The organism is Allokutzneria oryzae (genome assembly GCF_042429765.1).
Taxonomy (GTDB): Bacteria; Actinomycetota; Actinomycetes; order Mycobacteriales; family Pseudonocardiaceae; genus Allokutzneria; species Allokutzneria oryzae.
Genome location: NZ_JBHLZU010000004.1, coordinates 80,272 through 97,501, shown reverse-complemented (window position 1 = coordinate 97,501; position 17,230 = coordinate 80,272). Strand labels below are relative to the sequence as shown.

General features: G+C 71.0%; 17 protein-coding genes and 1 pseudogene. 8 read left to right on the top strand and 10 right to left on the bottom strand.

All coding sequences use genetic code 11. The annotated features are described in order from the left end of the window. Positions 1-1,320: an ABC transporter substrate-binding protein gene (locus ACFFQA_RS05085; protein WP_377850439.1), complete on the bottom strand. Its 1,320-nt coding sequence runs from the start codon at positions 1,318-1,320 to the stop codon at positions 1-3. Between the two features lie 95 nt (positions 1,321-1,415). On the opposite strand from ACFFQA_RS05085, the gene ACFFQA_RS05080 reads away from it, so the two are divergent. Next, positions 1,416-2,597 carry an ROK family transcriptional regulator gene (locus tag ACFFQA_RS05080; RefSeq protein ID WP_377850438.1) on the top strand — a complete coding sequence of 394 codons (1,182 nt, stop codon included), beginning with the start codon at positions 1,416-1,418 and terminating at the stop codon, positions 2,595-2,597. A gap of 70 nt (positions 2,598-2,667) precedes the next feature. Here the strand turns inward: ACFFQA_RS05080 and ACFFQA_RS05075 are convergent, their stop codons facing one another. Beyond that, positions 2,668-3,882: a class I SAM-dependent RNA methyltransferase gene (locus ACFFQA_RS05075; protein ID WP_377850437.1), complete on the bottom strand. Its 1,215-nt coding sequence runs from the start codon at positions 3,880-3,882 to the stop codon at positions 2,668-2,670. Then, positions 3,866-5,893 carry an APC family permease gene (locus ACFFQA_RS05070; RefSeq protein ID WP_377850436.1) on the bottom strand — a complete coding sequence of 676 codons (2,028 nt, stop codon included), beginning with the start codon at positions 5,891-5,893 and terminating at the stop codon, positions 3,866-3,868. The genes ACFFQA_RS05075 and ACFFQA_RS05070 overlap by 17 nt, the downstream gene beginning before the upstream one ends. A 107-nt stretch (positions 5,894-6,000) precedes the next feature. On the opposite strand from ACFFQA_RS05070, the pseudogene ACFFQA_RS05065 reads away from it, so the two are divergent. Both ACFFQA_RS05065 and ACFFQA_RS05060 read left to right on the top strand, forming a co-directional pair. Next, positions 6,001-6,702 (top strand): annotated as a pseudogene (locus ACFFQA_RS05065) (potassium channel family protein); the annotation flags it as partial. Then, positions 6,702-7,358 carry a potassium channel family protein gene (locus tag ACFFQA_RS05060; protein ID WP_377850435.1) on the top strand — a complete coding sequence of 219 codons (657 nt, stop codon included), beginning with the start codon at positions 6,702-6,704 and terminating at the stop codon, positions 7,356-7,358. The pseudogene ACFFQA_RS05065 and the gene ACFFQA_RS05060, both read left to right, overlap by 1 nt. 314 nt (positions 7,359-7,672) lie before the next feature. Here ACFFQA_RS05060 and ACFFQA_RS05055 read toward each other — a convergent pair whose 3' ends face one another. Together ACFFQA_RS05055 and ACFFQA_RS05050 are read right to left on the bottom strand one after the other, a co-directional pair. Beyond that, positions 7,673-8,341 (bottom strand): DUF3159 domain-containing protein, encoded by a 669-nt coding sequence (locus ACFFQA_RS05055; RefSeq protein WP_377850434.1) that lies wholly within the window; start codon positions 8,339-8,341, stop codon positions 7,673-7,675. Further along, entirely contained in the window at positions 8,334-8,714 is a 381-nt protein-coding gene (locus ACFFQA_RS05050; RefSeq protein WP_377850433.1) for an OB-fold nucleic acid binding domain-containing protein, read from the bottom strand. The genes ACFFQA_RS05055 and ACFFQA_RS05050 overlap by 8 nt, the downstream gene beginning before the upstream one ends. Before the next feature lie 103 nt (positions 8,715-8,817). On the opposite strand from ACFFQA_RS05050, the gene ACFFQA_RS05045 reads away from it, so the two are divergent. Continuing rightward, positions 8,818-9,525: an alpha/beta fold hydrolase gene (locus tag ACFFQA_RS05045; protein ID WP_377850432.1), complete on the top strand. Its 708-nt coding sequence runs from the start codon at positions 8,818-8,820 to the stop codon at positions 9,523-9,525. Positions 9,526-9,892: 367 nt separating this feature from the next. Here the strand turns inward: ACFFQA_RS05045 and ACFFQA_RS05040 are convergent, their stop codons facing one another. Together ACFFQA_RS05040 and dut are read right to left on the bottom strand one after the other, a co-directional pair. After that, a complete protein-coding gene (locus ACFFQA_RS05040; RefSeq protein WP_377850431.1) occupies positions 9,893-10,525 on the bottom strand; it encodes a DUF3710 domain-containing protein in 633 nt (210 codons plus the stop codon). Positions 10,526-10,532: 7 nt separating this feature from the next. Continuing rightward, complete coding sequence (dut, locus tag ACFFQA_RS05035; protein ID WP_377850430.1) at positions 10,533-11,027, bottom strand: dUTP diphosphatase; 495 nt, start codon at positions 11,025-11,027, stop codon at positions 10,533-10,535. A gap of 24 nt (positions 11,028-11,051) precedes the next feature. On the opposite strand from dut, the gene ACFFQA_RS05030 reads away from it, so the two are divergent. Next, entirely contained in the window at positions 11,052-11,540 is a 489-nt protein-coding gene (locus tag ACFFQA_RS05030) for a DUF3093 domain-containing protein (protein WP_377850429.1), read from the top strand. Between the two features lie 91 nt (positions 11,541-11,631). Here ACFFQA_RS05030 and ACFFQA_RS05025 read toward each other — a convergent pair whose 3' ends face one another. Then, on the bottom strand, positions 11,632-11,940 hold the full coding sequence (locus ACFFQA_RS05025) for a DUF4193 domain-containing protein (RefSeq protein WP_377850428.1): 309 nt from the start codon (positions 11,938-11,940) through the stop codon (positions 11,632-11,634). A gap of 449 nt (positions 11,941-12,389) precedes the next feature. On the opposite strand from ACFFQA_RS05025, the gene cei reads away from it, so the two are divergent. Beyond that, a complete protein-coding gene (cei, locus tag ACFFQA_RS05020; protein ID WP_377850427.1) occupies positions 12,390-13,085 on the top strand; it encodes an envelope integrity protein Cei in 696 nt (231 codons plus the stop codon). Between the two features lie 88 nt (positions 13,086-13,173). Here the strand turns inward: cei and ACFFQA_RS05015 are convergent, their stop codons facing one another. Then, positions 13,174-13,998 carry an inositol monophosphatase family protein gene (locus tag ACFFQA_RS05015; RefSeq protein WP_377850426.1) on the bottom strand — a complete coding sequence of 275 codons (825 nt, stop codon included), beginning with the start codon at positions 13,996-13,998 and terminating at the stop codon, positions 13,174-13,176. 106 nt (positions 13,999-14,104) lie between these two features. On the opposite strand from ACFFQA_RS05015, the gene ppgK reads away from it, so the two are divergent. Together ppgK and ACFFQA_RS05005 are read left to right on the top strand one after the other, a co-directional pair. Beyond that, positions 14,105-14,866: a polyphosphate--glucose phosphotransferase gene (gene ppgK / locus ACFFQA_RS05010; protein WP_377850425.1), complete on the top strand. Its 762-nt coding sequence runs from the start codon at positions 14,105-14,107 to the stop codon at positions 14,864-14,866. Between the two features lie 193 nt (positions 14,867-15,059). Then, on the top strand, positions 15,060-16,436 hold the full coding sequence (locus tag ACFFQA_RS05005; protein WP_377850424.1) for an RNA polymerase sigma factor: 1,377 nt from the start codon (positions 15,060-15,062) through the stop codon (positions 16,434-16,436). A gap of 16 nt (positions 16,437-16,452) precedes the next feature. Here ACFFQA_RS05005 and ACFFQA_RS05000 read toward each other — a convergent pair whose 3' ends face one another. After that, the gene (locus tag ACFFQA_RS05000) at positions 16,453-17,127 is read right to left on the bottom strand and encodes a hypothetical protein (RefSeq protein WP_377850423.1); all 675 of its coding nucleotides are present in this window, start codon (positions 17,125-17,127) and stop codon (positions 16,453-16,455) included. Positions 17,128-17,230 lie beyond the last annotated feature (103 nt).

The window sequence follows — 17,230 nt, the reverse complement described above, 5'->3', positions numbered from 1 at the left end:
TCACATCACCTCGCAGACGCCGGTGCCGCGTGGATCGGGCGCCCAGCAAGGAACCTTGGCCTCGGCGAGCACCTTGCCGACCACCTTGGCCTGAGCGTCCAATGTGGACCTCACATCGGCCCCGCCGAGCACGATGGACTGGAAGCAGTCCTTGAACGCCTTGCTCAGCTCGCCCTCCTTGCTGCCGAGCCCGACCGGCGGCAGCGACAGCAGCGCGCCCTTGGACTCCCGCTGCTTGGCCACCGCGGCGGCCTCCATCCGGATCGCAGGCGGCAGGTTGTCGGGGATCTGTGTCCGCACGGTGGGGAAGAAAGCGTTGGCGCGCAACAGCTCGACCTGCGTCTCGGCGCGGCTGAGCGCGGCGACCAACCGGCGCGCCTGGTCCTGGTCCGGCGCTCCCTTGGGAATGGCGAGCCCGGTCAGCACGGCCATGTAACCGCGCCCCTTGGGACCGCGCGGCGCTGGCATCATCCGCCACCTGTCCGGCTCCCGCTTCGGCACGTTGACCAGTCGCGCCACGTGATCCCACGCGAAGCGGACCTCGTTGGCCTCCAAGGGGTCCTGCATGAAGTCGTAGTTCGTGCTCGCGGGCGCGCAGTTGCGCCAGAGCTCGCGCACGTACTCCCAGGCGGTGACCGCCTCCGGCGAGCGGAACGTGGTGATCTGCCCACCGGTGAAGGACGGCAGCAGGTACCCCTGGAAGAACCGGTGCAGCAGGCCCTTCGGCCCGCCGGGCAGCCCGAGCATCGGCCGGTTGTCGTTGGCGCGGCGGGCCGCAACCGCCCAGTCCAGGAACTGGTCGTAGGTCAGGTCCTCGGCGTCGGCGCCGGACGGCAGGTGCTGCAAGGCGTCCACGTGCGCGGCGAGCACGTAGCTGGCCTGCGCCCACGGCACGTACCAGGTGCGGTCGGTGCCGACCCTGGCCAGCTCCAGGTACTCCGGCGGCCAGCCCAGCGAGCTGAAGTCGGAGACGATGTCGGTGAGGTCCTCCAGGTGGTCGGGGGCGAGCGGCGCGAGGTCGCCGTGCAGGCCGCCGAGCAGGCTCACCCGGACGTTGCCCGCGTCGACCTGGCTGCGGACCTGGGTGGCGAAGGGACCGGGGTCGCTGGTGACGTAGCCGACGTCGCCGTCGAAGCCCTTGCGCAGCAGGGCCCGGAACCGCTCCGCCTCCTCGACCGGCGTGAACTGGGTCGACAGGAACGTCAGCCCCGAGGTCCCGGAGGTGGCGAACCCGGTGCAACCGCCGAGCAGCGACGCGGCGCCCGTGCCGAGGGCACCGCGCAGCAGGCCGCGGCGGGAGAGCCGGACTGGTTCGACCACAGTCACCTCCTTGTGACTCGTCCGCGTCATCCGGACGGTGGCACCACTTCCGTCTAGTTGCTAGACATAAGTGCGGGTGGCTCAAGATAGGTGGTGTGCAGGTCGACGTCAACGCCGCGGTCAGCATCCCAACGGGGCCCGCTTCCCCAGGCCGGGTCCTGGAGGTGCTGCGCAGGGACGGCCCGATGACCCGCCAGGAGCTGCAGGCCAGGGTCGGGCTGTCCCGCGCGACCATGGTGGAGCGCCTCGACGCGCTCGGCAGGCTGAAGCTGCTGCGCACGGTGGGCCACCAGGCGTCGAGCGGCGGCAGGCGCGCGGAGCTGCTGGCGGCCGACGAGACGGGCCGCTGCGCCCTGGTCGCCGACATCGGCGTCAGCCACCTGACGGTCGCGGTCGCCGACCTCACCGCGACGGTCCTTGCCGACCGCCGCGAACGCGTCCCCGCCCGCCAGGACCCGGAGTCGGTGCTGCGCCGCGTGCTGGAGATCGGCCGGGAGCTGCTCGACGAGACCGGCCGCTCCGACGACTTCTGCGCGATGGGCGTCGGCATCCCCGGCCAGGTCGATCCGGCGTCCGGGGCCAACACGGCCCCGCCGACGATGCCCGGCTGGTCGGGGACCGCGGTGCACGACCTGATCGCCTCCCAGCTCGACGTCCCGGTCCTGGTGGAGAACGACGCCAACGCGCTGGCCTTCGGCGAGCACCTCGCCGACGGGGCACCCGCGACCACCCTGCTCGGCGTGAAGGTGGCGACCGGCATCGGCAGCGGCGTGGTGATCGGCCGCCGCCCGTACCGCGGGGTCACCGGCAGCGCCGGCGAGATCGGCCACATCAAGCTGGCGGGCCACGAGGAGCGCTGCAGCTGCGGCCGCACCGGCTGCCTGGCGGCGGTGGCCGGCGGCAGGGCGCTCGTCCGGCGGCTGCGCTCGTCGGGCGCGCGCACCCTGCCCGACGTGGTGCGCCAGGTGGAGCAGAACCGTCAGGAGGCGGTGGACCTGGTGACCGAGGCGGGCCGACTGCTCGGCGGGGTCCTGGCGACGGTGGTCAGCATCGTCAACCCCCAGCACCTGCGCCTGGGCGGCCCGATCGGCGCCCTGCCGGAGTTCCTCGACGCGGTCCGGGCGGCGGTGCTGGACCAGGCCCACCCGGTGGCCCTCCGCGACCTGGAGATCTCCTCCGCCCGCCTTGGCGACCGGGCGCCCCTCATCGGCCTGGCCGGTCTGGCGGCGGAGGCCGTCTTCTCCCCCACCGCCATCGACACCCTCCTCACCACCTGACCGCCATTCGCGGGCTTATGGACCTGTTCGGAGCTCCCGAGGCGTCCATAAGCCCGCGAATGGCCGGAAGTCAGTCGGTGAAGAGGGCGACGCACTCGATGTGGTGGGTCATGGGGAAGGCGTCGAAGGCGCGCAGCGCCGCGAGGCGGTAGCCGTTGGCCGCGAAGTCGGCGACGTCGCGCGCCAGCGCCGCCGGGTCGCAGGCGATGTGCACGACGCGGCGCGGCGAGACGTCGCACACCGCGTCCACCACCGCGCGCCCCGCTCCCTTGCGCGGCGGGTCGAGCACCACCGCGTCCGGCCACTGCCCGTCCATTTCGGACGATCCGAGCACCTTTTCCACCAGCCCGGTCACGAAGTTCACCTGTGGCATGTCGGCGAGGCTGCGGCGGCCGGACTCCACCGCCCGCGCCGAGGACTCCACGACCGTGACCGAACCGGACGGGCCGACCTGCTCGGCCAGCGCCGAGGCGAACAGGCCGACGCCGCCGTAGAGGTCCCAGGCCGTCGCGCCGGGTGCGGCGTCCGCGAACTCCGCGACCACCGAGACCAGGGTGTCGGCCGCCGCCGGGTGGACCTGCCAGAAGCCGCTGGCGTCGACCTGCCAGTCCCGCCCGCCCGCGTGCTCGGTCGCCGTCCCGCTGCCCACCGCGAACCGGGGGCGCTGGTTGCGCACCCACTCCGTCACGTGCAGCTCGCCGTCGCCGTCGCGGGTCACCTGCACCTCGGCGCCCGGCTTCCACCGCTGCCGCAGCACCTCCGGCAGCGCGCCGGGCGAGGCGATCGGGCAGTCGTCGATCGGGATCACGCGGTGGCTGCGCTGGCCGCGCAGTCCCGCCCGGCCCTCGCGGTCCACCGCGAGCCGGACGCGGGTGCGCCAGCCGAGCGGGCTCTCCGCCAGCTCCTCGACCTCGACGTCCCAGTCCAGGCCCGCCAGCCGCTTCAGCTGCTCCCGGACCACCGAGGCCTTCAGCGACCGCTGCGCCTCGGGCCTCGCGTGCTGGAAGTCGCACCCTCCGCAGCCGCCGGGAACCGCTGCGGGACAAGGAGGTTCGACGCGGTCCTCGGACGGCTTGAGCACCTCGACCGCGTCCGCGCGGCAGAACGAGCCGCCCTTGTCCTCGGTCACCTCGGCGACCACCACCTCGCCCGGCAACGCGTGCCGCACGAAGAGAACGCGGTTGTCGTGCCGGGCGACGCAGTGGCCGCCGTGCGCGACCGCGCCGACCTCCAGCTCGATCCTGCGGCCGGTCCAGTCGGGCTTGTGGTCAGTTCTTGTTGTCACGCTGGGGATTCCTGCCCGGTTGTTCGCCTAGCCCTCGCCGCACCGATCCCGGTGCGACCACGGCCTTGTCTTGGACCCGCTGCGAGGAGGCCAGCTGCCACGGCACGCTGGTCACCATCACACCCGGTTGGAACAGCAGCCTTCCCTTGAGTCGCAAGGCGCTCTGGTTGTGCAGGACCTGCTCCCACCAGCGCCCCACCACGTACTCCGGGATGAACACCGTGACCACGTCACGGGGGTTGTCGCTGCGAATGCGCTTCACGTAGTCCAGCACGGGCTTGGTGATCTCGCGGTACGGCGACTCGATCACCTTCAGCGGCACCTTGATGTGCTCCTTCTCCCAGCGGGTGACGAGCTTCCTGGTGTCCACGTCGTCGACGTTGACCGTGACCGCCTCCAGCACGTCCGGCCGGGTCGCCCGCGCGTAGGCCAGCGCGCGCATCGTCGGCAGGTGCAGCTTGGAGATCAGCACCACGGCGTGGTTGCGCGAGGGCAGCATCGCCTTGCCGACGGCGATCTCGGCGGCCGCGAGCTCCTCGGAGACCTGGTCGTAGTGCTTGCGGATCCCGGTCATCAGCACGAAGACCGCGGCCATGGCCACGATGGCGATCCACGCGCCGAGGGTGAACTTGGTGATCAGCACGATGACGAGGACCACGCCGGTCATCACCGTGCCGAAGCCGCTGATGAGTCGGGAGCGGAGGATCCGCTTGCGGGCGTCCGCGTCGGTTTCCGAGCGCAGCAACCGGTTCCAGTGCCGCACCATGCCCGCCTGGCTCAACGTGAACGAGACGAAGACGCCGACGGTGTAGAGCGGGATCAGCCTGCTGACCTCGGCCTCGTAGAGGATCACCAGCAGCACCGCGAAGCCCGCGAGGAAGACGATGCCGTTGGAGAAGGCCAGCCGGTCGCCCCTGGTGTGCAGCTGGCGCGGCAGGTAGCGGTCCTGGGCCAGGATCGAGCCGAGCACGGGGAAGCCGTTGAACGCGGTGTTCGCCGCCAGCACCAGGATCAGCGCCGTGACGCCCGCGATGAAGAACGCGCCCGCCGGGAACTCGTTGAAGACCGCGTTGGCGATCTGCACCACCATCGTCTTCTGCTGGTAGCCCTCCGGCGCCCCGACGAGCTGGGTCTCCGGGTGCTCGGCGATCTTCACGCCGGTCAGCTGGGCCAGCACGACCAGGCCCATCAGCATGGTGACCGCGACGCCGCCCATCATCAGCAGCGTGGTCGCCGCGTTGCGGGACTTCGGCTTGCGGAAGGCCGGGACGCCGTTGCTGATCGCCTCGACCCCGGTCAGCGCGGCGCAGCCCTGGGTGAACGAGCGCAGGATGAGCATGCCGAAGGCCAGCCCCATCAGCTGGTCGTTCTCGGCCTTGAGCTGGAAGGCGGCGCTCTCGGCGGGCATGTCCTCGCCGAAGACGAAACCGCGCACCATGCCGAAGAGGATCATGAAGATCATTCCGAGCATGAACGCGTAGGTCGGGACCGCGAACGCGCTGCCGGACTCGCGGACCCCGCGCAGGTTGATCGCGGTCAGCAGCACGATCGCGCCGACGGCGAAGGCGACCTTGTGCGTGGCGACGTAGGGGAACAGCGAGCCGAGGTTCGCCATCGCCGAGGAGATCGACACCGCGACGGTGAGGATGTAGTCGACCAGCAGCGCGCTGCCGACCGTGAGCCCGCCGTACCTGCCGAGGTTCACCATCGCGACCTCGTAGTCGCCACCGCCGGAGGGATAGGCGTGCACGTTCTGGCGGTAGCTGAACACCACGGTGAGCATCACCACAGCGACGGCGACACCGATCCACGGCGCGAAGACGTAACCGGACAAACCGGCCACCGAGAGCACGATGAAGATTTCCTCGGGCGCGTATGCCACGGAGGACAAGGCGTCGGAGGCGAAGACCGGCAACGCGATCCGCTTCGGCAGAAGCGTGTGCGAGAGCCGGTCGCTGCGGAACGGACGCCCCAGAAGGAGGCGCTTCGCCGCGGTAGCGAACTTGGACACGCGACGAAGGGTATTCGTTCCACTCACCAAGACGGAGCAGCCGTGGGTAGGTTGAGTCCCGTCCGGGTGATACTCCCGGCGAGGACCAGTGGAATGACGGAGGAAGGTACGTTGCAGCAGCCGCGTCAGCAGGAGGGCACATCGTGCACGTGGTGATCATGGGCTGCGGCCGGGTCGGCTCGTCGCTGGCCAAGGGCCTCGAACGGCTCGACCACTCCGTCGCCGTCATCGACAAGAACGCGCAGGCGTTCCGCCGCCTCGGCAGCGACTTCCACGGTCAGCAGGTGACCGGGATCGGCTACCACCGGCAGGTGCTCGTCGAGGCGGGCATCGAGCGCGCCGGCGCGTTCGCCGCGGTGTCCAACGGGGACAACTCCAACATCATCTCCGCGCGGGTGGCGAAGGAGACCTTCGGCGTCGAGCACGTCGTGGCCCGGATCTACGACCCCAAGCGCGCCGCGGTCTACGAGCGGCTGGGCATCCCGACCGTGGCGACCGTGCCGTGGACCACGGACCGGTTCATGCGGATGCTGCTGCCCGAGGGCACGGCGTCGGCGTGGCGGGACCCCTCTGGCACCGTTGCCGTGCTCCAGCTGCCCGTGCACGAGCACTGGGTGGGCCGCCCGGTGCGCGAGCTGGAGGAGGTCACCGGGGCGCGCGTGGCGTTCATCATGCGCTTCGGCACCGGCGTGCTGCCGACGCCGGACTCCGTGGTGCAGGCCGACGACGCGATCTACGTGGCGGCGCTGTCCGGCACGGTGACCGAGGTCGCCAAGTCCGCAGCCGAGTCGCCGGAGGAGGGGCACTGATGCGCGTCGCCATCGCTGGAGCGGGCGCGGTGGGCCGGTCCATCGCCCACGAGCTCCTGGAGAGCAACCACCAGGTCATGCTGATCGAGCGGGACCGGGAGCACTTCGAGCCGCAGAGCGTCGAGCAGGCCGAGTGGGTGCACGCCGACGCCTGCGAGCTGGCCTCGCTGGAGGAGGCCGGGATCGAGCTGTGCGACGTGGTGATCGCGGCCACCGGTGACGACAAGGTCAACCTGGTGGTGTCGCTGCTGGCCAAGACGGAGTTCGCGGTGCGCCGCGTCGTGGCCAGGGTCAACGACCCGCGCAACGAGTGGCTGTTCACCGAGGCGTGGGGCGTGGACGTGGCGGTGTCCACGCCGAGGATGCTGGCCGCGATGGTCGAGGAGGCGGTGACCGTCGGCGACCTGGTGCGGCTGATGACGCTGCGCCAGGGCCAGGCCAACCTGGTCGAGGTCACGCTGCCGGAGAACACGCCGCTGGCCGGGCGCACCATCGACAGCCTGGAGCTGCCGCGCAACGCCGCGCTGGTCACGGTGCTGCGCGGCGGACGGGTGATCGTGCCGCAGGGCGACGACCCGCTGGAGGCGGGCGACGAGCTGCTGTTCGTGGCCACCGACGACGTGGAGTCCGACATCCGTTCGGCCCTGGGCTTCTAGGTCGTGTCCTGCAAGTGACAACACCACCCCACCCCCACCACCCCAGCCCCCACCACCCCCTGGCGCCCTCACCCACGTGCCCCTCGTTTCGCGTTTTGTCACCTTGATGCGAAATGAGAGCGCTCTTTCGCGCATTAAGGTGACAAAACGCGAAAACCTCGACCACGCCAGCTGGCCGACGCGTGCACGGGGGTGCGGGGGCGGCGTGCCGCCTCGGGGGCATCGGGAAGACTTGCGGGACAGGCGCTGGGCGCCCCAGAACGACAGGAGCGGCGTCACCCCGGCCGGGGTGACGCCGCTCCTCGTCTCGGGTCTCAGGCGGTCGCGGGGCTCGACGTCGTGTGCGACTTCTCGATCCTGCCGACGCGGCGCACCGCCCACACGGTGACCAGGCCGACGAGGATCGTCAGCGGCCAGCCCATGGACAGCCTGGCGACGGTCAGCCAGCCGGTGAGGTTCGCGTCGTAGAGGTAGTTCTGCACCACGAACCGGGCGCCGAAGACGAGGATCCACGCCAGCGTCGCGATGTCGTAGGCCAGCCGCGCGGAGCGGTTGCCCCGCCAGCCGAAGCCGGTGTCGTTGAGGGTGGACCAGATCACCCCGACCAGCGGCCAGCGGACCAGGACCGACACCAGGAACACCCCGGCGTAGACCAGGCTCGCCCAGATGCCGAAGAGGAAGAAGCCCTTGGCTTCGCCGGTCTGGTTGGCGATGAACACGCAGATGCCGACGCCGAGGAAGCCGGAGACGGCAGGCTGCAGCGCCTCCTTGCGCACCAGCCGCCACACGGCGATCAGGGCGGCGACGCCCAGCGCCGACCAGATGGCTGGCTGGAGCCCGGCGATGGAGTTGACCGTGACGAAGACGATGACCGGGATGGTCGACGAGACCAGCCCGACGACACCGCCCATCTGCTCCAGCAGGGTCGGCTCGGCCCGCTCGGGCTTGGTGGTGGTCTCAGTGGTCTCGCTGGGTTCAGTCATGAGTTGTCTGCAGTTCGTAGTAAGGGTTGTAAAGGACCTTCCGACCGTCCCGCACCGCGAGGCGGCCTCGTGCCTTTATCGTCCGGCCGGGCTCGATGCCCGGGATACGCCTGCGCCCGAGCCACACGAGCAGCACGCCGTCGGTACCGTCGTAGAGCTCGGCCTCCAGCGTCGCGACCGCGTCCTTCGGACACAGCTCGACGCTGCGTAACCTGCCTACCACGGTGACCTCTTCACCGGAACGGCAGTCACATGCACGCCGAGCGCCCTGCTGCTCCGCTTTCCGCGAGAGGTCATCGGCGTCCAACTCAGCGACGTCGCTGGTCAGACGGCGGATGAGGCGGCGCAAGTAGCCACCACCGTTGCCACCCATGCTGGTTGCTCCCGTGCCGTAGGGGCCCGCCTGGGCGGGCCGTCAGATCCAGAGTAGCCATCCGCCGTTCACCACGACGCCGACGAAGGCAGGATCATCTGTCATGACGCTCACCCCGTCCCCATCGGGTCCGCGTGCGGTGCTTTTGCCCGGTTCCGGATCGGACGACGAGTTCGTCCGCGCGGTCTTCGAAGGCCCGCTGGCCGCCCTCGGCGTCACCCTCATCGCCCCAGGTCCGGGCCTGCCCGAGCAGCACGCCTCGGCCCTGGCCGAAGCGGCGGAGGCGGGGCCGGTGCTGGCGGGCGGCATCTCACTGGGCGCGCACCTGGCGGCGAACTGGGCACTGCGCAACCCGGATCGCTGCACGGGCCTACTCCTGGCGATGCCCGCGTGGAACGGCCGACCGGGTGAAGCCGTGGCGGCCGTGGCGGCGAGGCTGAGCGCGGCGGCGGTGGACGAGCTGGGCCTGGAGGAGGCGCTGGACCGGGCCTGCCAAGGGGTGGAGCCGTGGCTGGCGGCGGAGCTCCGCCGTTCCTGGCACCGCCATGGCGACAACCTGCCGGAGGTCCTCAGGGCGACGGCGAGCTCCACGGCTCCGACCTTGGAGGACCTGGCGGCCGTCACGGTCCCCACGGGCCTCGTCGGCTGCGTGGACGACCCCCTGCACCCGATGTCGGTGGCGGCCCAGTGGCACGCGGCGATGCCGAGGTCCGCGCTCGGGGTGAGCACGCTCAGCGCGCTGGGAGCGGACCGCGAGTCCTTGGGCCGGGCAGCCGTCCTCGCCTTCCTCCGGGCAGGCGGACGCCCCTGAGCCCGGGCCCGCACCAACCACTGAGCGGAGGTCCCCCCACACCACCCTCGCGGCTTGTCCTCCCCCACCACGATCAGCAACCCTGGAATCGGGGGGACCCCTGCGCGGGCGAAAGCCACCCTCGCCCGGCCAACCAGTGGCCGGAAAACGAGCGGCCGGAAAACGACAGGCGCTGACAACGCGATGCCGAGCCACCTCACCCGGTCAGCCGCGTCCGGCTCGGGCCAAAGCACTGCCGAGGGGATGCCCGCTGACCGGGCTCGGCAGCGAAGAGCGCGGTGGCCCCGAGGAAGACCACCCCTTCAGCAGCGTCGGGCGCGGCCCGCGACCGACCGCGCCTTCACGCCGAACTTCAGGGAAATGCGGACTACTGCTGGGCCTGGAGGTGCTGGGCGATCGCCTCCGGCAGCTCCACGGGCAGCGGGGTGCGCACGGGCATCGGGGCCTGGCCGCGGACCACGACGGTCAGCCGCAGGATCTCGCGCAGCAGCTCGGCGGCCTCGTCGGCGGCCTCGCGCGGCCCCGCGGTCACGCCGCGCAGCATCCACCTCGGGCCGTTCACTCCGACGAAGCGCAGCGCCACGTCGTCGCTGTCGACCTCGGCGGAGACCTCGTCGCCCCAGACGCCGCGCTCCTTGATGACCCGGTGGCCCTCGCTGCGCAGCTGGTCCGCGAGCTCCTTGGCGATCTCCCGCCACATGTCGCCGGTGCGCGGCGCCGCGTAGGCGCTCACCGTCAGCCTGCCGACCGGGGTCACCACGTGCACCGCGCGCAGCTGGCCGTCGTCCTGCCCGACCTCGACCTGCAGCTGCGAGCCGTCGGGCACCGGGACCTTCACCGAGCCGAGGTCCAGCCGGGAGATCTCGTCCTGGGGCGCGTCGGCCTCGTCGTACGGCCCGCCCGCCTCGGCATCCTCCTCGGCGGCGAGCTCCGCCGCCTCGGCATCGACCCTGGCCTGCTCTTCCGCCTGCTTCCGCTCGCGGCGGCGCCTACCGAACATGATCTCCTCAGACCTCCGTCGCCGTGTCTGCCCCGTGGGCCGGCATCGATTCAAGCACCGCGTGGCCGCCGGTGGAGCCATATCCGCCCGCGCCGCGCTCGGAGTCTGGCAGGGACTCGACCTCGCGGAACACCGCGTGCTCAACACGCTGAACCACGAGCTGGGCGATTCGGTCACCACGGCGCAAAACGATCGGCTCGCGCAGGTCGTGGTTGACGAGGCATACCCGGATCTCGCCGCGGTAACCGGCGTCGATGGTGCCCGGCGTGTTCACCACGCTGAGCCCGGCACGCGCGGCCAGGCCGGAGCGCGGGTGCACGAACCCGGCGTAGCCGCTGGGCAGCGCCACCGCGATTCCGGTGCCGACGACACCGCGTTCACCTGGGGCGAGGACGAGATCGGTGGTGGTGACGAGATCGACTCCGGCGTCGTCGGGGCGTGCGTAGCTCGGCAACGGGACGCCCGGATCGGTCCGGGTCAGCAGCACCTCAAGGCTGGACACGACGGGCGAGACTACCCTGGGGCCGTGAGCACCAGTGGGACCAAGACCTCCGCAGCCACGCCCCTGTTCTCCGAGCGGCTCTCGGTGCCGTGGTGGGGCTGGCCGTTGCCGCTGGCCGCGGCGGTGATCCTGGCCGCGGAGATCCACATGGGCAACCCCGGCATCCGCTCCTGGCTGCCGTACCTGATCACGGTGCCGCTGGTGGTCTGGGTGCTGGTCTGGCTCGGCCGGGTGCGCGTGCAGGTGCGCGACGGGCAGCTGTGGGTGGGCGATGCCCACCTGCCGCTGGAGTTCGTCGGCGAGGTGACGGCGCTGACGGCCACGGAGAAGCGGCCCGCGCTGGGGCGGGACCTCGATCCCGCCGCGTTCGTGGTGCATCGTGGCTGGATCGGTCCCGTCGTGCTGATGGAGCTGACCGACGAGAACGACCCGACCCCGTACTGGCTGTTCAGCGCCCGCGACGCGGAGCGCCTTGCCGCCGTGCTGCGCGAGCACGGCGGCCGCAAGGACTGAGGAGCGACGGCACGGGCGGGTCGGCCCGGCCGTGCCCCCGTTGTGACGACCCTGCGCCGGGTCCGGGGGCACGCGCCCGTACGTGCTCTGCCTAGGCGCAGTCCCTGCAGATCATCCGGCCGCCGCGTTCCTCGGCCAGCCGGCTGCGGTGGTGAACCAGGAAACAACTGGCGCAGGTGAACTCATCCGCCTGCTTGGGCACCACCTTCATGGTGAGTTCCTCGCCGGAGAGGCCGGAGAGGTCGGCACCGGGCAGCTCGAAGTTCTCGTCCGGGGCGTCGGTGTCGACATCGACCACCCCGGATTGAGTCTCGTTGCGCCGCGCCTTCAACTCCTCCAACGAGTCCTCGGCGAGGTCGTCAGTCTCACCACGGCGCGGAGCGTCGTAGTCGGTCGCCATTAGTCATTCACCCCTGCGGTCAACTGAGACTGGTGTGTCGTGCCGCTGGACAACGTCCGAGCGCACCAATTTGTGCCCGCCGTTTACGTGACGGCGGTCTCGTGAAATCCGGTGTGGTGGAACCCGCCCGCGATTCTCTGGCCGCGCGCGGAGTGCCAACGATGCCCCCGGAGCGCGCAGAGGGTAGCTCACCGACGCGGGAACCGCGCGACGGCTCACCCTTTTGCCCCGAGGTGTGTCCTTGCGCACTCCGGCGTCGAAATCGCGGCGGCGGAACGTCTTGCGGATGGGTCGGGTCGTTCGGCCCGACACGCGACACGGACGGGGAACCGATGTCACCGACGTCGGTAAAACGTCCTAGGCTGGGCGGTGAGAGCAGTGTCCATATCGGAAACAGTGTCCAAGGGGACGGCGTCCGTGAGGACCGACGTGGGGGAGGACGAGAGGTCTTGGCTGCCGCGAGTGTGAGGCAGATCATCGGGCCGGCGGGGTACCGCAAGCGCAAGCCCGTGCCCGCGTTGATCCTGTTGACGATTCTGGGTGTGCTCGCGGTGTCCGTGTGGACCAAGGTCTTCAGCACCAGCGCCGACATCGAGGCGGCCGTGCGCTGCCCAGAGCCGGGCGCGCCGAAGCCGGGTGCCACCGCGGCGCCTGCCAAGCCGGGCCAGGCCCTGCCGCTGGACGCGCTGGACCGCACCGACCCGATCGCGCCCAACGACATCAAGGTGACCGTGCTCAACGGCAGCGGCAAGCGCGGCCAGGCCGGTCAGGTCGCCGAGGAGCTCTCCAGCCTCGGCTTCAACAAGGCGGGCGAGCCCGCCGACGACCCGGTGTACGTCAACCAGGACCTGAACTGCCGCGGTCAGATCCGGTTCGGCCCCAACGGCGCGTCCGCCGCGCGCACGATGAGCTTCCTGATGCCCTGCGCCCAGTTCGTCCGGGACGAGCGGCAGGACGGCTCCGTCGACCTGGCGCTCGGGCAGAAGTTCGACGGGGTCAAGCCGAGCAGCGAGGCGAAGCAGATCTTCGAGCAGCTCAAGATCTGGGCGGACCAGCAGCCGGAGAGCGGCGGCCAGCAGGCCGCACCCGCGCCGCCGTCGCTGGACCAGGGTCTGGTCAAGGCCGCGCGCACGGCCTACTGCTAGCCGGCCACAAGCGGACCGGAGAAGCCCCCGTCACCGTGACGGGGGCTTTTGCGTTGTCCGCTACACCGGAAAGGCCGGGGTGGGAGTCCTAGACCTCCGCCGCACCCGCGACGCGCAGCGCCTCGGCGAGGTCCTCGGCGATGCCGGGCGCCGCCGCGAGGGTGATGTCGCCGCCGAGGCCGTCGTCGGAGCCGTCCGGCAGGCGCAGCACCGCGCCCGCCTCCTCGGCGATCAACGAGCCGCCCGCCCAGTCCCAGCGGCCGAGACCGTGCTCGTAGTAGGCGTCCAGCCACCCAGCCGCCACCGCGCACAGGTCCAGCGCGGCGGAGCCGGTGCGCCGCAGGTCTCGGGTCCGCCTGGCGAGCAGCGCGGACAGGTCCGCCTGTCTGGCCCTGCGCTCGGCCGCATAGGCGTAACCCGTTCCGACCAGCGACAGGTCCAAACGGGTGGTCTCGGCGGCGCGCAGCGGCACGCCGTCCAGGGTCGCTCCCCCGCCGCGCACCGCGCTCCACACCCGGCCACTGGCGGGCTCCACCACTGCGGCGGCCACCGTCACACCGTCGAACTGCGCGGCGACCGACACGGCGTACCAGGGCAGGCCGTAGAGGTAGTTCACGGTGCCGTCGATGGGATCGACCACCCACAGCAGCCGCTCGCCGGAGGAGTCCGACCCGCCCTCCTCGCCGAGGACGGCCTCACCGGGCCGCAGCTCGGCCAGCCTGGCGCGAACCAGCTGCTCGGAAGCCTTGTCAGCGGCGGTGACCACGTCGGTCTCGGTGCTCTTGGTGTCCACCTCCCCCGCGAAGCGGTCGAGGCCGCCGCGCAGCCGCTGGACCAGCTCGGCGGCCTCGGTGCCCACGGTCACGGCGGCGGCTCGGAGAAGATCGGTGTCGGGGAGTTCGCTGGGGTTCACGGCCTCCATCCGACCACAGGAGGGCGGAAGCACTGGCCTGTTCGGCCCGGCAATCCTCTATGGTCTGCCCACCACCCATCTGAATCGAACAGGAAGGGACCACGGGATGAGCGCCACGCGCGGGTTCGGGGTCGATATCGGCGGCTCCGGTATCAAGGGCTGTGTCGTGGATTTCGAGGCAGGCGCGCTGGATGGTGAACGCCTGCGGGTCCCGACCCCCCAGCCCTCCACCCCGGACGCGGTCGCGGACGTGGTCGCGGGCATCGTGGACAAGTTCGGCTGGGACGGCCCGGTCGGCGTCACGCTGCCGTGCGTGATGAAGCGCGGCGTCGCGCTGTCGGCCGCCAACGTGGACAAGGCGTGGATCGGCACGGACGCCGCCGCCCTGTTCGCGGAGCGCCTCGGGCGGGCCAAGGAGGAGGTCGTCGTCCTCAACGACGCCGACGCCGCCGGCCTGGCCGAGATGCGCTTCGGCGCGGGCGCGGGCAAGGACGGCGTGGTGGTGCTGCTGACCTTCGGCACCGGCATCGGCAGCGCGGTGTTCCTCAACGGCGAGCTCGTGCCCAACACCGAGTTCGGCCACCTGGAGGTCGACGGGCACGACGCGGAGAAGCGCGCTGCCGCCTCCGTGAAGGAGGACAAGGACCTCTCCTGGGAGCAGTGGGCCGCCCGGGTGAATCGTTACCTGCACGTGCTCGAAGGCCTGGTCTGGCCCGACCTGATCATCGCGGGCGGCGGGGTCAGCAAGAAGGCGCACAAGTGGCTGCCGCTGCTGGACGTGCGCACGCCGATCGTCCCGGCGACCCTGAAGAACGACGCCGGGATCGTCGGCGCCGCTGCCGCCGCGTCGGCGGGTCTTCGCCCGTGACAGCCTGATCTGCCTGCGCTGATGCGGTGGAGCCGGATCGAGGGTGGATCGTGACGCAACCCTGGTCCGGCTTCGTCGTTACAATGGAACGGTGCCCACGGGGCGGACCCCGTCAGGCACGACTCCCAGAACGCCGGCGACCGAGGTTCGCGCCCTTGGTCTGCCGTTGAGCCATCTCCGCGAAAGGGCGTACGTGGCAGCCGCAGAAATCGCAACCCGACGCTCCAGCCCCGCCGCCGCTGGTGGCGCCAACTCGACCAGGAAGGCGACCGTGACTGCCGAGGGCGAGGAGAGGGCCGCCACGGCCACCGCGGCTGGCAAGACCGCGACGAAGCCGTCGACGGCTGCTTCGACCAAGGGAACCGCCAAGAAGACGACCGCGAAGAGCACGCGGGCGCCGGGTGGGAAGAAGGCCGCTTCGGCCAAGGGCACCAAGAAGGCCGCCACCAAGGGCGAGGGCGACGAGCCCGACCTCGACGGCAGCCCGGACGACGCCGACCTCACCGACGTCGACGTCGACCTCACCGAGGACCTCGCGGCGGACGAGCCCGCCGAGGAGGCCCCGCCCGCCAAGGGCAGCGAGGACTTCGTCTGGGACGAGGAGGAGTCCGAGGCGCTGCGGCAGGCCCGCAAGGACGCCGAGCTCACCGCCTCCGCCGACTCGGTCCGGGCCTACCTCAAGCAGATCGGCAAGGTCGCCCTGCTCAACGCCGAGGAGGAGGTGGAGCTCGCCAAGCGCATCGAGGCGGGTCTCTACGCCGCCGAGCGCCTGCGCAAGGCCGAGGACGAGAACGAGAAGCTCGCCCCGCAGATGCGCAGGGACCTGCGCTGGATCGTCCGCGACGGTGAGCGGGCCAAGAACCACCTGCTGGAGGCCAACCTCCGCCTCGTGGTCTCGCTGGCCAAGCGCTACACCGGCCGCGGCATGGCGTTCCTGGACCTGATCCAGGAGGGCAACCTCGGCCTGATCCGCGCGGTGGAGAAGTTCGACTACACCAAGGGCTACAAGTTCTCCACCTACGCGACGTGGTGGATCCGCCAGGCCATCACCCGCGCCATGGCCGACCAGGCCCGCACCATCCGCATCCCGGTGCACATGGTCGAGGTCATCAACAAGCTGGGCCGCATCCAGCGCGAGCTGCTCCAGGACCTGGGCCGTGAGCCCACCCCGGAGGAGCTGGCCAAGGAAATGGACATCACTCCGGAGAAGGTTCTGGAGATCCAGCAGTACGCCCGCGAGCCGATCTCGCTGGACCAGACCATCGGCGACGAGGGCGACTCGCAGCTCGGTGACTTCATCGAGGACTCCGAGGCCGTCGTCGCGGTGGACGCGGTGTCCTTCACGCTGCTACAGGACCAGCTCCAGTCGGTCCTGGCGACGCTGTCCGAGCGCGAGGCGGGCGTGGTGCGGCTGCGCTTCGGCCTCACCGACGGCCAGCCCCGGACGCTGGACGAGATCGGGCAGGTCTACGGCGTGACCCGCGAGCGCATCCGCCAGATCGAGTCCAAGACCATGTCCAAGCTGCGCCACCCGTCCCGGTCGCAGGTCCTGCGCGACTACCTGGACTAGGCGCCACAGCACTCGTTCAAGGCCCGTCCCGGAAACCGGGGCGGGCCTTGGTCGTCGCCGCGGTGTTCGTCGCGGTGGCGTCGATGGTCCAGCTCCCCGCCGACCGGACCTGGAGCAGCACCGGGCCGCGCAGCTCCACGCTTCCGGCGTAGTCCCCGATCCTGTTGACGGGCAAGCTCATCCGGCCGGTGCCCAGTTCCACCGCGTGCACCACGAAGTTGCCCTCGCCGGAGTTCGCCACCGACGCCGACCGGAACAACTCGGTCAGGAACAGCACGTCGTCCCCGGTTCCGGACGCGTGGCCCGCTCGCACGGCGGCGAGATCGGTTCCGCCGATGGTCAGCGTCCACCTGCCGGTCGCGGTCACGGTCAGCGTCGTGGTCCGGCTCCCCGTTCGGACGTCGAACCACCGCTTGCCCCGGTACGGACCGATCTCGTTGACCAGCAAGCCGTCCGGACCGTCCGAGCGGAGCACGGTGTTGCCTGTGCACTGTGGACAGTCGAACCGGACGACACCGACTCCTGGCTCCTTGGCGATGGCGACCCGGTCGTCGCCGTCGCCGTGGAAGACCGCCGGGGCACCCGGCCGCACGGGCACCTGCGGACGCTCGCCGCCGCGCACGGAGGAGCTGAGCAGGACGAGCGCGAGGGCGACGAAACCGATCAGCAGGGGCTTGCGCACGGCGGCCATCGCGGCCTCCCTCCTCCGGTCAACCCACTGATACTGCGCCCGTCCTCGGCATTCCGCCTGTTCAGCGCCGCCCCGGGGTGACCTGTACCCCGCCCCGGGTGAG